The 14,464-nt window shown below is 52.5% G+C and carries 14 protein-coding genes; 5 read left to right on the top strand and 9 right to left on the bottom strand.

What is annotated here, in order from left to right; translation table 11 throughout:
- The first annotated feature begins 273 nt into the window (after positions 1–273).
- Positions 274–768 carry an RrF2 family transcriptional regulator gene (locus ACYU87_RS16905; RefSeq protein WP_461135256.1) on the top strand — a complete coding sequence of 165 codons (495 nt, stop codon included), beginning with the start codon at positions 274–276 and terminating at the stop codon, positions 766–768.
- 77 nt (positions 769–845) lie between these two features.
- On the opposite strand, the gene ACYU87_RS16900 is transcribed toward ACYU87_RS16905, so the two are convergent.
- Positions 846–2,375 carry a DUF4301 family protein gene (locus ACYU87_RS16900; protein ID WP_461135255.1) on the bottom strand — a complete coding sequence of 510 codons (1,530 nt, stop codon included), beginning with the start codon at positions 2,373–2,375 and terminating at the stop codon, positions 846–848.
- 154 nt (positions 2,376–2,529) lie between these two features.
- On the opposite strand from ACYU87_RS16900, the gene ACYU87_RS16895 reads away from it, so the two are divergent.
- Entirely contained in the window at positions 2,530–3,231 is a 702-nt protein-coding gene (locus ACYU87_RS16895) for an HAD family hydrolase (RefSeq protein WP_461135254.1), read from the top strand.
- Between the two features lie 53 nt (positions 3,232–3,284).
- On the opposite strand, the gene ACYU87_RS16890 is transcribed toward ACYU87_RS16895, so the two are convergent.
- The 8 genes from ACYU87_RS16890 to katG all read right to left on the bottom strand — a co-directional run bounded on the left by ACYU87_RS16890 (position 3,285) and on the right by katG (position 12,150).
- The gene (locus ACYU87_RS16890) at positions 3,285–4,073 is read right to left on the bottom strand and encodes an amidohydrolase (protein ID WP_461135253.1); all 789 of its coding nucleotides are present in this window, start codon (positions 4,071–4,073) and stop codon (positions 3,285–3,287) included.
- A 6-nt stretch (positions 4,074–4,079) separates the two neighbouring features.
- Positions 4,080–4,652, bottom strand: coding sequence for a peptide deformylase (gene def, locus ACYU87_RS16885; RefSeq protein WP_461135252.1), 573 nt, complete (start codon positions 4,650–4,652; stop codon positions 4,080–4,082).
- Positions 4,649–5,065: a Holliday junction resolvase RuvX gene (ruvX, locus tag ACYU87_RS16880; protein ID WP_461135251.1), complete on the bottom strand. Its 417-nt coding sequence runs from the start codon at positions 5,063–5,065 to the stop codon at positions 4,649–4,651. Before ruvX ends, def begins: the two co-directional genes overlap by 4 nt.
- Positions 5,066–5,161: 96 nt before the next feature.
- On the bottom strand, positions 5,162–5,752 hold the full coding sequence (locus ACYU87_RS16875) for a nucleotidyltransferase family protein (RefSeq protein ID WP_461135250.1): 591 nt from the start codon (positions 5,750–5,752) through the stop codon (positions 5,162–5,164).
- 2 nt (positions 5,753–5,754) lie between these two features.
- A complete protein-coding gene (locus ACYU87_RS16870; RefSeq protein WP_461135249.1) occupies positions 5,755–6,945 on the bottom strand; it encodes an XdhC family protein in 1,191 nt (396 codons plus the stop codon).
- A 25-nt stretch (positions 6,946–6,970) separates the two neighbouring features.
- The gene (locus tag ACYU87_RS16865; RefSeq protein WP_461135248.1) at positions 6,971–9,166 is read right to left on the bottom strand and encodes a molybdopterin cofactor-binding domain-containing protein; all 2,196 of its coding nucleotides are present in this window, start codon (positions 9,164–9,166) and stop codon (positions 6,971–6,973) included.
- Positions 9,163–9,669, bottom strand: a complete 507-nt coding sequence (locus ACYU87_RS16860) for a (2Fe-2S)-binding protein (protein WP_461135247.1) — start codon at positions 9,667–9,669, stop codon at positions 9,163–9,165. The genes ACYU87_RS16865 and ACYU87_RS16860 overlap by 4 nt, the downstream gene beginning before the upstream one ends.
- A 204-nt stretch (positions 9,670–9,873) precedes the next feature.
- Positions 9,874–12,150 (bottom strand): catalase/peroxidase HPI, encoded by a 2,277-nt coding sequence (katG, locus tag ACYU87_RS16855; protein ID WP_461135246.1) that lies wholly within the window; start codon positions 12,148–12,150, stop codon positions 9,874–9,876.
- Positions 12,151–12,533: 383 nt separating this feature from the next.
- On the opposite strand from katG, the gene ACYU87_RS16850 reads away from it, so the two are divergent.
- The 3 genes from ACYU87_RS16850 to ACYU87_RS16840 all read left to right on the top strand — a co-directional run bounded on the left by ACYU87_RS16850 (position 12,534) and on the right by ACYU87_RS16840 (position 14,438).
- Positions 12,534–13,298 carry an NUDIX hydrolase gene (locus ACYU87_RS16850; RefSeq protein WP_461135245.1) on the top strand — a complete coding sequence of 255 codons (765 nt, stop codon included), beginning with the start codon at positions 12,534–12,536 and terminating at the stop codon, positions 13,296–13,298.
- 122 nt (positions 13,299–13,420) lie between these two features.
- Entirely contained in the window at positions 13,421–13,828 is a 408-nt protein-coding gene (locus ACYU87_RS16845; RefSeq protein ID WP_461135244.1) for a ketosteroid isomerase-related protein, read from the top strand.
- 4 nt (positions 13,829–13,832) lie between these two features.
- A complete protein-coding gene (locus ACYU87_RS16840) occupies positions 13,833–14,438 on the top strand; it encodes a GNAT family N-acetyltransferase (protein ID WP_461135243.1) in 606 nt (201 codons plus the stop codon).
- Positions 14,439–14,464 lie beyond the last annotated feature (26 nt).

The following is a 14,464-nucleotide window of genomic DNA, read 5'->3' as shown; positions in this document are numbered from 1 at the left end:
TGCCCGTTCCGGCTTGGTTGTTACCTAAAGCTTACTATAGAGTCTAGTACTCAACTAAGTCCATGAACTTTTAGGTGGGTTACAAGCGTTTGGCAGTATATTTGTTAAATAAGCAGAACGGGCATTGACTATACGTTGTCCATTTTTTCTGTAGAAGGCGGCAACTTTTTGGCTGGTACTTAGGCGCTTGTTAATTTGCCCGTCAATTACATGCCTATTATGTTCAGGAAATAGGCTGACATTTCACCATTTCACCTCTAGTTACCGTAACGAATGATCTCTAAGAAAGCTAAGTATGCCATCAAAGCCCTGAAGGTTTTGACTGAAGAGTACGGAAAAGGACCCGTATTGATCTCCTATATCTCAGCGAAAGAGAATATACCGAAGAAATTTCTGGAGGCAATTCTGCTGGAACTGCGTAATCATGGTATTCTGCAGAGCCAGAAAGGGAAGGGCGGGGGCTATCTGCTGCGCGTCGATCCGGCTCGGGTCAATCTGGCACAGGTACTGCGGGTGATTGATGGTCCTATCGCGCCAACGCCCTGCGTATCATTTAACTTCTACGTCAAATGCGACGATTGTAACGACGAAGTAACCTGCATGCTGCGGCCAATCATGGAACGCGTTCGGGATGCGAACTTAGGCGTTTACGAAAATACAACCCTGCTGACGTTCCAGAACCTGGGATCGCTTGAAACAAAAGAAGTAGCCATCGGTACGAATGGGTCAGATGTACACGATACGTCATCGACCCGGATGACTGCTTAATAAACGGAATAAGTGGCTGACGTACAGACTATCTGCGCGCCAGCCACTCATCATCTATTGGCGTTTTGCCAACTGGTTTATTCCGGCTGGTGCTCCTTCCGCAGTAGATCGTTTACCGTCTTCACCGGGTTGAACGTAATAAGCGGCACTTCAACAAAAATTGTGTTCCAATCGGCCATTGCGCCGTTCCACAGACCCGGCAGCTCCTGTGCCTTGAGGTCTTTTCCATCTTTCGATTTAGCGGTAATGAACCCGGTTAGCGGATCGCGGTAGGCAGGTAAATCATATTTGCGGCCACGGTGATCTTTCAGACCGCATACCAGGTCAACGGGATTAAAGTGCGTCGCTTCATCGAAAATGGCTTTCTGGGCTGGATCAGTCAGCTCAATTTGAGCGGATTCCACAACCTGCAAGGATACGGAGCCATCCTGATTTCTGGCCCAGAACGGTCCACCTCCCGGTTCACCAACGTTTTTAACCATGCCACACACACGTACGGGCCGGTCTAGTTTACGACGGAGATAGTCCAGTTTTTCGACTTTGGACAACTGATCGAAGCCCGCTGGCGGTAACGTATAGAGCGTCCGTCGGAGAAGATCATCTGCTTCGGCCAGGTAGCCGTCACTGACATCATTCGATTCACCGGATTGTCCTTCCAGAAGACCCTGCAACCGGGCAATCTGCTGCTGCGCGTCGAGTAGTACAGCTGCCAGAACCTTCTTGTACGTTATAGTAGGCTCCTTAATCTGGTCAGGAACGACGTTGTCGATGTTTTTGATGAAGACGATGTCGGCCTGAATGTCGTTGAGATTTTCGATCAGGGCACCGTGACCCGCCGGACGGAACAGTAACGCGCCTGATTCACCACTGCGGAAAGGCGAATTGTCCAGGTTCACCGAAATCGTATCGGTCGATTTTTTCTGTTCGGAGAACGTTATCTCGAACGTCACGCCAAGCCACGCTTCGTAGTCGGCCTGCTGCTCCTGAATCAGCTGCTCAAAACGGCTACGGTGTTCGGGTGAGACGGTAAAATGAATTTTGACCAACCCGTCGGAATTGGCGTACGCAGCGCCTTCTACCAGATGCTCCTCTACCGGTGTGCGAGGGCCATCCGGGTATTGGTGAAACTTCAGTAATCCTTTCGGCAGGCTACCATAATCAAGACCTGCTTCGGTCAATAAAAATGTCAGAACCGTTTTCCGGTCGTTTTCGGCAACGGCTTTATCCAGATCATGGCCGTCGGCTGCCATAGCAGCTTTCAGATCGTCGTAAAAAGCAAAGTCGGTCAGCCGGGCAAATACTTCATCCACTGATTTATCAAATTTGCCATCCAGCGCCGAAAACAACGACTTGAACATGCGGGTAGCCGCTCCCGATGCCGGAACGAATTTCACCAGGTCGCGTTCGTGAGCAGCCTCGTCGAACCGGTGAATGTAAGTAGGCAACTGATCTTCAGCGATTCGAATGATGCCATCGCCAATGGTAGCGGCTTTAATGACATTCAGGTACGGGAAGCCATCAACAAAGTGTTTTATCTGCTGGTCAATCTGGTCGAGTGAAACGCCCTGTAACAGAATCTGGTCCTGATCTTGTTCTGTGAATTGCATAGGGTTAACGGAAATAATGACAGTAGGAACGGGGGGCAAATTGCGGATTTCAGCAATGGTACGCAAATCAAATCAGGACAAAAAAGTGACAATAGAATAAGATTATGGTTACCTGTGTACCTTTATTGTTGTCAACCATCTTGTAATTCCGCTCATGAAATTGATTGCGTTTGATGCCGACGATACCTTGTGGGCGAACGAACCAAACTACATTAATGTAAAGCAGAAGCTCTGCGATTTGTTATCACGCTACGTCGATCAGGAAACACTCGCGCAGCAATTTTACGATTCCCAGATTCGAAACCTGGCCGTTTTTGGCTACGGAGCAAAGAGTTTTATGCTCTCTATGATCGAAACAGCTATCGAGCTAACCAACGGAGCCATTACCGGCAACGAGATTCAACAAATTATTGATGTAGGTCGGAAATTGCTGGACTTTCCTATCGAAGTGCTCGACGGGGTACATGATGTACTGGATACACTCTCGAAACGGTTCGAACTGATGGTACTGACCAAAGGTGACCTCTTCGACCAGGAGAGCAAAATTGCCCGGTCGGGGTTAGGGCACTATTTTGCCCACGTCGAAATTGTGAGCGAAAAGAACGAGCAAACGTATCAACGTATTCTGCAAAAATACCAGATTCAGCCCGCTGATTTTTTGATGATCGGTAACTCGCTGAAGTCTGACGTGTTGCCGGTAGTTCATATCGGCGGCCGGGCTATACATATACCGTACGAAACGACCTGGGCCCACGAAATGGTGACGGATGAGCAATTGACCGGAAAGCTATTCACGACGCTGGGCAGCATACGGGAACTGTCGGCCTTGCTCGAAAACGTTGGAGAACGGGTGTAAATGAGATGGGCTGTTCCCTGGGTGCGTGTCCTCACCAGGGAAGAGAAGTTACATTACAGCGTTAATGTAAACGAATCGGCGTCCAGATTGGCGGGGAATTTTGCGCGAAACGTTCTTAGTTCATCGAGCGACAACGTATGCTGATGCACCAGTTCAACATCGGATTGCCGGAACAGTATGTCGCCCTTGAAATCGATGACGGCCGAATCGCCGGAGTAGGGATGGTGGTTGCCGTCTTCGCCAACGCGGTTGACGCCCACCACGTAACTCAGATTTTCGATGGCGCGGGCCTGTAACAATACATTCCAGGCATTGCGTCGGGCGGAGGGCCAGTTAGCCACATAGAGCAGAAGATCGTAGTCAAACGCTGGCGAGTCGCCCGGCGACGCATTGCGGCTCCAGACCGGAAACCGGAGATCGTAGCAAACCAGCGGACAAATGCGCCAGCCCTTCCAGGCTTTCACCATCCGGCGGGTTCCGGCTGTATACGTGGCGTCTTCACCGGCCATACGGAACAAATGGCGTTTGTCGTACGTATCGAACTGCCCATCCGGCTGCATCCACACCAGCCGATTGAAGAATTGTCCATTTTCCTTCACCACGTAGCTGCCAGTAACTGCGGCTCCCGTTTGGGCCGCCATTTGTTTCATCCAGCGAAAGGTGGTCAGGTTCATGGGTTCCGCAACGGCCTGGGCCTCCATCGTGAAGCCCGTTGTGAACATCTCGGGCAATACGATCAGATCCGTTGGTTCGGCCAGGGTAAAAATCTGCTCCTCCAGCATGGCCATGTTAGCCACCGGATTGTGCCAGTAGAGGGCTGCCTGGAGGAGGGTTACGTTCATCTGTATCTACTTCGAAAACTTCATTTTGTACTCAGCATCCGTTTTTCCCTTCGAAATGTCGGATAGTTTTTTCTTGATCAGTGTTCGGCGGAGGGAGGGCAGGTAATCGGTAAAGAGCTTGCCATCGAGGTGGTCGTATTCGTGCTGGATAATTCGGGCAGCCATGCCTTCGTATTCCTCTTCGTGCTCATTCCAGTCCGTATCGAAATAGCGAATCACAATAATTTCGGGCCGGAACACTTCCCCCCGAATCCCCGGAATACTCAGGCAACCTTCTTCAAACCCCCAGTCGTCGCCTGCTTCTTCGATGATTTCAGGATTGACAAACACCTTTTTAAAGCCAATCAGACTCTGGTCAACGTCTTCTTCCGGCTCATCTTCGTTCAATGGTTCGCCATCGACCACAAACATACGGATGCTCTGCCCGATCTGTGGCGCAGCCAAACCAACGCCGGATGCCGCGTACATCGTCTCGAACATGTTTTCACTCAGCGTTTTAACATCGAGACTACCCGGTTCAATATCTTTAGCCCGCTTCCGTAAAACGGGATCACCGTAAGCAATAATTGGGAGAATCATTCTTTTCTGCTTTCCATGTATGACTGAAGAATAATAGCCGCACTGATTTTATCGATGTTACCCTTTACCCGACGGTCTTTTTTCGTACTGCCATTGGCGATCATGGCCTGAAGAGCCATAACAGACGTAAATCGTTCGTCATGCCAGTGAATGGGAATATCGGGTAATGCAGTCTGCAAATGCGTTACGAACGTCCTGACTCTGGGGGTGTTATCCGTATCTGCACCATCCAGCCCTTTCGGTAATCCGACCACAAAAGCGTCGACTGGCTCTCGTAGGGTGTAGGCTTTCAGGAATTTCAGCACTTCATGTGAGGGCACCGTTTCCAGCGCCGACGCAATAAGCTGTAAAGGGTCCGTTACGGCAATGCCGGTGCGTTTCATACCATAATCGATTGCCAGGAGTCGTGCCATTTCGGGGCAAAGGTACGAAGGGAGGGGGCAAGGAGTGTACGGAACGGCGCAAAATAACCGACTTATGCATGGGTTAAGCGCTTTATTTCTCAGCGTCTACGGTTTACGCCAGGCATCTACATCCTGCCAGGTGTCAAGATCGATGGCTGCCTGCGGGAATAAAACTTCACTACAGTCATTGGCGTACTGCTGAATGAGTTTACGGGCCCCTGTGTCGCCGGACAACTGCCTGAACTCCGACTGGTAACGAATATCGAACAGGGCCGGAACGCCCAGATGCCCCATTGGCCCATACCGGCAGGCAACAATGCCCCGACCCGTATGGTGCTGGGTCGTAATCAGTCGCTGTAGCAGTTGCGCCGTAACGTAAGGCTGGTCGGTCAGAACGACCAGAAACGATTCGACGGGTTCGTCGCTCAACTGGTTCAGGCCAGTCTGTATGGAAGAGGCCAGACCTTGTTGCCAGTTGGCATTAACGGGCGTGCTGATCGGCAAGTCAGTCAATTCAGCCCGGATTCGGTCCTCGTTTCCGCCCAGTACGACAATTACAGGGCCAGCTTCCAGTGATAGAGCAGCCTCCGTAATCTGCCGGACAAGCGTTTTGCCATGTTGGGTGAGCAACTGTTTAGGCTCACCGCCCAGCCGAGTTGAACCACCAGCCGCCAGGATAATTGTCGCAACCATCATACTCAAACGGCGCTTGCGCTAACCGCATCATAGCCTGCGCCTAAATCAACTGAGTCGGCTTGCCGACGGTGATCTGCCGAATTACCGGAGAGTCGCTCGTGAATGGGTCCTGGTTTATCTTTCAGAAACCCACCGGCCCCCTTCGTGAAAAACGCTTTGATCTCGGCCATGATCGACAAGGCAATTTCGTCCGGCGTTTCAGCGCCTACATCCAGGCCAATGGGCGCATGCACCCGTTCCAGTGAAGCTGTGCTGAAGAGCAGGCCGTCTTTTCGGAACTCATCCTGCATCTTATCGAACCGTTTGCGGGGCCCCAGCATACCAATGTAGGGAACATCTGTAGCGAGTAATTTTTCCAGTACGGCGCGGTCGTAATTAAAGTTGTGCGACATCAGTACAGCCGCTGTCCGGTTGGTAATGGTCAGTTTATCGATGACCGCTTCCCGGTCGGAATACAGCACGCAGGTGGCCACGGGAAACCGTTTGGGGGACAAATGCGCAATGCAATCGTCGGTGACGGTTACCTGCCAGCCAAGTTCACGAGCCATCTTCGCAACGGGGACAACGTCGTAGCCCGCCCCAAAAATAACCAGTTCGATACCGGGGTCGATCCGCTCAATAAATACCTCCGCACTTCCTGATGATACGGCATACGTACGAGTCAGCGGTTTACCCGTACTGAATACGTCATGAATGTCATCCGCCAGCCAGTCGGGTACCGATCCGTCGGGTTGTTCGGTCAGAAGAAACCGGTTGCCGGGCGTTAGTCCACTCAACTCGTCACTTTTCAGGACTGTTGCCAGGGCGCGTACATCCCGTTTACTCGTAAATTCTTTCAAGAGGGCAACCGGGTTCTGATCGCTGTCGGGTGCAATGGGCTCAATCAATACGTCGATGATGCCGTTACACCCCAGCCCTACCCCAAAGCTGTTGGCTCCGTCGTCCATTGTATCGTACGTAACCACAATCGGTTGACCGTCGAGCATGACCTGACGGGCTTTCCGAAGCGCATCGCCTTCCAGACAGCCACCACTAATGGCGCCTTCCCAGCGACCGTCGTCGGTGATGAGCATTCGCGCACCGGGCCGGCGGTACGAGGAGCCTTCAACCCACACCACGGTTGCCAGGGCCGCTTTGCGTTCCGAGAAATCGATTTGTTCGAAGACCTCAACAATGCGAGTAATTTCTTTCATACTACTATAAACCAAAAACCGGGCATTATATCTTTTCTAAATCGAAAGGTAACCGCCGGATGCGCTTGCCGGTGGCCGCAAAAACGGCATTTGCCAGCGCAGGGGCCAGTGGTGGCAGGCCCGGTTCGCCAACACCTTTAATGGTTGGACCACCTTCGGCCAGAATGTGAACTTCAATGGACGGCATCTCGTTGATCCGCAGCATCCGGTTAGCGTCGAAATTTGCCTGAACGGCCTGCCCATTTTCGAAGGTGATGCCGTCTTTGGTCGCGGCTGTCAGAGCCATCGCAATGGCGCCTTCAACCTGAGCCTTCACCGTATCGGGATTGACCACCGTGCCGAGGTCGATGACGCAGTAAACCTTATCGACTTTTACGCCCCCGTTGTTGTCTTTCGATACTTCGACCACCTGGCCAGCCAGCCCGGCAAAAAACTCCCACTGCGCAATGCCGCGTCCTTTGCCTGCCGGTAGCGGTTTATCCCAACCCGAAACATCCTTCAGCTTGAGCAACACCCGCTTAGCATCAGTCTCTTTGGTGAGCATCGCCAGCCGGAAAGCAAGCGGGTCCTGCCCGGCTTTATGAGCCATTTCGTCGATAAAACATTCGTGCGAGAACGCCAGCGTCGAACTGGTTACTGACCGCCAGTAGGTAAGGGGAATATGAATGTCGGCATGAACGTACCGCGTGTTGAGGTTCGGGATTTCGTACTTCTGCTCGTTGGTGGCTTCGAGCATAGTCCCGTCGGGTTTGGTTTTGTCATACGTTGCGTTCATCGTCGCGTCAATAGATGGCGAGATGACTTTATGCTGAAGCGCAATGGCTTTCCCATCGGCAGATAAGGCTCCCCGCATAGCCGAGAAGGTCATAGGCCGGAATGGGCCAAGTCGGGTATCATCTTCGCGCGTCCAGATGACCTTGACGGGTTTGCCAATTGCTTTGGACAGCGATACCGCTTCAGTCGCAAAATCCTGGGTCAATCGTCGGCCAAAACCGCCCCCGTTGAACAGTACATGAACCGTTACATTATCGGCAGGAATGCTGAAGACTTTAGCGACTTCGTCCCTGACCAGGTCGCCCCCCTGCGAAGAAACCCAAAGTTCAACTTTAGCGGATTCGCCGGGCTGGTAGTGCGCCAGGGCGTTCATAGGCTCCATGGTTGAATGGCTCACGATCGGCGTCTCGTAGAGTGCTTCCAGTTTGTTCGGCGCATCGGCAAAGGCGGTGGTAAAATCACCGGCATTATGACCCTCTACACCGTCCGTTTTTGCCAACTCGCGGAGTTGTTTCTCGAAGTCGACGGAGTTAAATGTGTCGTGCCCGTCGTGATCCCAGGTTACCTTGAGGGCTTTGCGACCCTGGAGGGCGGCCCAGTAGTTATCGGCAATAACGGCGACACCTTCGTAGTGGTTTTTGCCAACGATCCGCTCTACTTTTATCGCCTTCTGCACGCCTTTCACCTTCAGGGATTGGGTGGCATCGAAGCGGACCAACTTACTGCCGAAGACCGGGCACCGTTCAACCGAGGCATAAACCATACCCGGCACTTTCGCATCGATCCCAAATTGTGCTTTCCCGGCAACCTTGAGCGGAACATCGGGCCGGGGCATCGATTTGCCGAGCATCGTAAATTGCTTCGGATCTTTCAGGGTCGGCTCTTTCGGAACCGGAAGTTTAGCCGCTGCGTCGGCCAGTTGGCCGTAGGTCAGTTTTTTGCCGGTGGGTTTATGAACGATGGTCGCGTTTTCGGCCATACACTCCATTACAGGTACATTCCACTGCTGGCTGGCGGCCTGCCGAAGCATCTCGCGGGCTGATGCTCCCACTTTCCGCATCTGCGTATAGCCACCCCGAATGGAGCCGCTGCCGCCCACTGCCTGCGACCACATACCACCGTATTTGCTTTCGCCCCCGGTCTGCTGAATCGTGACGTTGTCCAGCGAGACACCCAGTTCCTCGGCAATGAGCGCCGGAACGGATTGGTACGTTCCCTGCCCAATTTCGGGGCGGGGGTTCATGATCGTAATACGCCCCGATTTGTCAATAAGCACATAGGGCGTTAACTCAACCGAATCAGGTAGGGCGCTGAGGTTCAGGATGGGGCTGGCCAGAACATTGGCCGAAGGTAAGCCCAAGGCAAAAGCGGCTCCGGTTAGCCCCGCGGCTTTCAGAAAATTCCGGCGGCTCGTGCCGTTGTCAGTTCCGGTGGGAGTATGGCTCATCGTTTACCAATTTTAGGCGTTGACTTGGGCATTTTAGGGTTAGCTGCCATATCGGCTGAGGCCGAATGAATGGCTTTGCGGATACGTTCGTACGTGCCGCAGCGACAGATATTTCCCTGCATAGCCGTGTCGATCTCCGCGTCGGTGGGTTTTGGGGTTTGCTTTAGTAAAGCTGCTGCCGACATGATCTGTCCCGACTGGCAGTAACCGCACTGCGGCACCTGGTGCTCGATCCAGGCTTTTTGAACCGGATGGTCCGCGTTTTTCGAGAGCCCTTCAATGGTGGTAATTTTATGCCCCGCAGCGGCCGAAGCCGGGTAGCTGCACGAACGAATGGGGGCACCATCGAGGTGAACGGTGCAGGCCCCACACTGGGCAATACCACAACCGAACTTTGTGCCGGTCAACCCAATCCTGTCGCGTATGGCCCACAACAAGGGCATATCCGGGTCTACATCGACCGTATGGAGTTGGTTGTTAATGGTTAATTTCACTAGAGCCATAGCTAAGGATGGGTAAGGGACAAGCAGGTGTACAGGTGAACTAAATGTTTCACTAAAATTAAGGTTTTTACGTAACAATCAGAAACCATTGGTTGGCGAATCATACCTAGATCAACCTGGCTGATAGCCGTTTCTGGGCGAAGTGCACAAAAAAAGGTGGCCCGTTTCCAGGCCACCCTTCTTCGTGGAATACTAATGTTACGATTACGCGATCAGGTCGAAGCGGCCAAGGTTCATCACCTTGGTCCAGGCGGCAACGAAATCCCGCACAAATTTTTCCTGCGAGTCGCCACAGCCGTATACTTCGGCAATAGCCCGTAGTTCGGAGTTTGAACCGAAGATGAGATCGACACGGGTGCCGGTCCATTTAACTTCGCCGGTTGCCCGGTTGCTGCCGGTAAATATGCTTTGCGCATCCGACGTGGCCCGCCAGGTCGTGCTCATATCAAGCAGGTTCACGAAATAATCGTTGGTGAGTGCTTCCGGACGATTCGTGAACACCCCGTGCTTCGAATGGTCGAAGTTTGTGTTCAGTACCCGCATACCGCCGACCAGCACCGTCAATTGGGGAACTGTCAGCGTCAGCAATTGTGCTTTGTCGATCAGCATGTCTTCCGCTGGTGACTTATGTCTGGCGTTCAGGTAGTTACGGAATCCGTCAGCACCTGGTTCCAGCGCATCGAATGACGGTATATCCGTTTGCTCCTGCGTTGCATCGCCACGGCCGGGCGTAAAGGGCACGGTAATCTCGTGACCGGCATTTTTTGCAGCCTGCTCGATACCGACAGAACCTCCCAATACGATCAGATCAGCGATTGAAACCCGGGTATCGCCCGATTGGATGCTGTTGAATTCTTCCTGAATACTGGTTAGCGTGCTCAGTACACTGGCCAATTGTGCCGGATCGTTCGCTTCCCAATCCTTCTGGGGAGCCAGACGAACCCGGCCACCGTTGGTTCCACCGCGCTTGTCGGAGTTACGGTAGGTAGATGCCGAGGCCCAGGCGGTTGATACCAATTGGGGAATCGTCAGGCCAGAAGCCAGGATGTTCGCTTTCAGGGCTGCAATGTCCTGGTCGTTGATCAATGAATGCGTAGCGGCCGGAATCGGATCCTGCCAGATCAGCTCTTCGGTTGGTACTTCCGGACCGAGATAGCGCTCGATCGGACCCATATCGCGGTGCGTTAGCTTGAACCACGCCCGGGCAAATGCGTCGGCAAATTCATCCGGATTTTCGTAGAAACGTCTCGAAATCTTTTCGTAGGCAGGATCGGCCCGCAACGCCAGATCGCTCGTCAGCATCATGGGAGCATGGCGCTTCGACGGATCGTGGGCATCGGGTACAGTGCCGGCTCCGGCTCCGTTTTTCGGTTGCCACTGGTGCGCTCCACCTGGGCTTTTGGTCAGCTCCCAGTCGTAATTGAACAGGTGGTCAAAATAATCGTTGCTCCACTGGGTCGGGGTCTTGGTCCACGTAACTTCCAGACCACTGGTGATGGTATCTGGACCATGACCGCTACCAAATGAGTTTTTCCAGCCAAGACTCTGCTCTTCGATGGTTGCACCAGCGGGTTCAGAACCAACGTATTTGCTTGGATCGGCTGCACCGTGGGTTTTACCGAACGTATGACCGCCTGCAATCAGTGCCACCGTTTCCTCGTCGTTCATGGCCATACGACCGAACGTTTCCCGAATGTCATGCGCAGAGGCAATCGGATCAGGATTACCCGCCGGGCCTTCCGGGTTCACGTAGATAAGGCCCAGGTTAGCGGCACCCAGGGGTTGTTCGAGCGTACGCTCATGTGGGTTAGCGTACCGCACATTGTCGCCCAGCCATTCGGTTTCGGAGCCCCAGTAAACCGCTTCTTCCGGTTCCCAGACATCTTCCCGTCCGCCACCAAAGCCGAACGTTTTGAAACCCATCGACTCCAGAGCACAGTTGCCGGTTAGCACCAGCAAATCGGCCCAGGAAAGTTTCCGGCCATATTTCTGTTTAACCGGCCATAGAAGCAGGCGGGCTTTATCGAGGTTGGCGTTATCGGGCCAGCTGTTGAGGGGAGCAAAGCGCTGATCGCCGGAGCTGGCGCCACCACGACCATCGCCAATGCGGTAGGTACCCGCGCTGTGCCACGCCATCCGGATAAAGAATGGTCCATAATGACCGTAATCGGCTGGCCACCAATCCTGAGAAGTGGTCATCAGGTCATAGATGTCCTGTTTTACAGCCGCCAGATCAAGCGATTTGAATTCTTCGGCATAATCAAATTTCTCGCCCATCGGATCGGATAGTGACGAGTGCTGACGAAGAATATTCAGTTTTAACTGATTCGGCCACCAGTCGCGGTTTGTCGTTCCACCACCGGCACTTTTGTTCAATTCCCCGTTCAAAAAGGGGCACTGGCCAACGGTGTTGACTTTGCTGTCATCGTTGACGTCCCATACGGATGGGTCTTGCGTATCTTGCTTTTCGATATTTTCCATCTCTGGTGGAGTTTCGTTAATTGACGATTCAAAAATACGTCAGGTTGAAGTATAATTTTTATTAATTGTTTTTATCTAATCATAGATAATATCTATAAGGTCAATAACGGTTTGCCAACTGGGTATCACTCTGGATAAGTATTCTTATCAGGCTCGGAGTCCACGATCAACCCAGTAACTTCAGCGGATTCATTATTGATTATTAAATCGTTGGCGCGTTATAGGGCTTTCGACAGAAGGTAGAATACCGGACAATCGAGTAAGTAGTTTATGCAGTTGATAAGAAACACGACGGCCTGCGATTGACAAAGCCGAAAAATACCAGTAATTATACACGATTTCCTTTATTATGTTATAGTAGTGTAAAGAATACTACGCTCCGCATGACACACACCGAACACCTGATTGCTTATTACCAAAGAATAGCGACCGAATGCCTGCCGGGCATATCGCTCGATTGCGTTATTTTCGGGTTTCACGATACAAAGCTTAACGTACTGTTGCTGCGCTGGAAAGACACCGACGAGTGGAGCTTACCGGGCGGGTTTGTTTATAGAGCAGAGTCAGTAGATACGGCCGCCGAACGGGTACTGCACGAGCGGACGGGCTTGAATCAATTGTTTTTGCAGCAATTCCATCTGTTCGGTGATGCTGTTCGGTACGACCAGCCGGATACCTTACAGCGGCAGAAAATGCCCGCCGTTTTGTTTGGCATCTGCCCCGACCGTACGCTTACCATGGGTTATTATGCGTTGGTCGATTATACGAAAGTGACACCTACCGCCGATTTCATGTCGGACGAATGTACCTGGTGTGATGTGTCGAACCTGCCGTCGCTGCTGTACGACCACCAGCAGATCGTTGCTGTCGCTTTGCAAACCCTTCGGCTGCAACTAAACTGGCAACCCATTGGCCTGAACCTGATGCCCGAAAAATTTACCATTCCTGAACTGCAACGGCTGTACGAAACCGTACTCGGGAGAGCCCTGGATGCCCGGAACTTTCATAAGAAAATAACGGGCCTGAGCATTCTGACCCGGTTAAACGAACGGCGGACGGGTGGCGCTCATAAATCGCCTTACCTGTACCAGTTCGACAAAGGGAATTATCAGAAGGCGCTCACCAACGGAAATCTGATTTTTGTCTAGACCCGATCGTCTGCTGAGCTCAGACGGCAGAGCGGCTGGCAAGTCTTTATGCCTTCTGCGCTTACTAATTCTGGCTGACCGGTTATCTTTGACCATCAATTTCTGACTAGAAAAGCCCATTTATGACTGCTTTCGACACTGTTTCAACGTATTACGCGGCCTTCAACCGCAAAGATTGGGCAACCATGCTCAGTTTGCTCCATCCCGATGTTCGCCACGATAGCAACCAGGGAGCTACGCGTACCGGCAAAGAGGTATTCAGCCAGTTTCTGCAACACATGGATGATTGCTACGACGAAACCCTAACCGACATCGTTGTGATGACCGAGTCGACGGGGAGCCGGGTGGCCTGCGAGTTTGTGGTGAATGGCGTGTACAAAAAAACGGATGGTGATCTGCCAGCCGCTACCGGACAAACGTATGTGTTGCCTGCGGGTTCGTTTCTGGACGTGGCGAACGGGTTAATTACCCGCGTCACCACGTATTACAATCTGCCATTGTGGGAGTCCTTGGTGCTGGGTAATCAATAGCACCTTGTCAGATACTTCATCCCTTACGTTCCTTCGGCTGACGGGGTCAGCGTTTCGAACGGTCTTCGATGATCTGGCTGCTTTGCGCATTGCCGTTTTTCACGACTTTCCGTATCTCTATGAGGGATCTGTCGCGTATGAAAAAGGCTATCTCGAAACCTACGCCCGCGCCGAGCGCTCACTATTGTTTGCCGTATACGATGGCGAACGACTAGTAGGCGCCACAACCGCTTTGCCCCTGCGCGACGAAACGGCCGAGGTGCAGGCTCCTTTCCTGGCGGCAGGCTACGAACTGGACACAATCGTTTACTTTGGCGAAAGTATTTTGTTGCCTGCCTACCGGGGTCTGGGATTGGGAAACCGGTTCTTCGATGAGCGTGAAGCCCACGCCCGCCAGTTCAGCCAGTACACGATGGCCTGTTTCTGTGCCGTACAGCGCCCGGTCGACCATCCACTTCGTCCGGATGACTACAAACCGCTTGACGGATTCTGGACGAAGCGGGGCTACCAACGTGATGATACCCTGCAAAGTACATTTAGCTGGCCCGATCGAAACGAGACCGTTGACACTGCCAAGCCTATGATTTACTGGACGAAACAGCTTGATTGACATTTCGCCCAATCGGACTCGGGGAT

This window comes from Spirosoma lituiforme, assembly GCF_054776635.1.
Note: the sequence above shows the minus strand (reverse complement) of the source record. Positions and strands in the feature narration are given on the sequence as shown.

Coding starts and splice junctions, on each gene's coding strand:
- ACYU87_RS16905 (WP_461135256.1), top strand. CDS start 274: ATGATCTCTAAGAAAGCTAAGTATGCCATCAAAGCCCTGAAGGTTTTG.
- ACYU87_RS16900 (WP_461135255.1), bottom strand. CDS start 2,375: ATGCAATTCACAGAACAAGATCAGGACCAGATTCTGTTACAGGGCGTT.
- ACYU87_RS16895 (WP_461135254.1), top strand. CDS start 2,530: ATGAAATTGATTGCGTTTGATGCCGACGATACCTTGTGGGCGAACGAA.
- ACYU87_RS16890 (WP_461135253.1), bottom strand. CDS start 4,073: ATGAACGTAACCCTCCTCCAGGCAGCCCTCTACTGGCACAATCCGGTG.
- def (WP_461135252.1), bottom strand. CDS start 4,652: ATGATTCTCCCAATTATTGCTTACGGTGATCCCGTTTTACGGAAGCGG.
- ruvX (WP_461135251.1), bottom strand. CDS start 5,065: ATGGCACGACTCCTGGCAATCGATTATGGTATGAAACGCACCGGCATT.
- ACYU87_RS16875 (WP_461135250.1), bottom strand. CDS start 5,752: ATGATGGTTGCGACAATTATCCTGGCGGCTGGTGGTTCAACTCGGCTG.
- ACYU87_RS16870 (WP_461135249.1), bottom strand. CDS start 6,945: ATGAAAGAAATTACTCGCATTGTTGAGGTCTTCGAACAAATCGATTTC.
- ACYU87_RS16865 (WP_461135248.1), bottom strand. CDS start 9,166: ATGAGCCATACTCCCACCGGAACTGACAACGGCACGAGCCGCCGGAAT.
- ACYU87_RS16860 (WP_461135247.1), bottom strand. CDS start 9,669: ATGGCTCTAGTGAAATTAACCATTAACAACCAACTCCATACGGTCGAT.
- katG (WP_461135246.1), bottom strand. CDS start 12,150: ATGGAAAATATCGAAAAGCAAGATACGCAAGACCCATCCGTATGGGAC.
- ACYU87_RS16850 (WP_461135245.1), top strand. CDS start 12,534: ATGACACACACCGAACACCTGATTGCTTATTACCAAAGAATAGCGACC.
- ACYU87_RS16845 (WP_461135244.1), top strand. CDS start 13,421: ATGACTGCTTTCGACACTGTTTCAACGTATTACGCGGCCTTCAACCGC.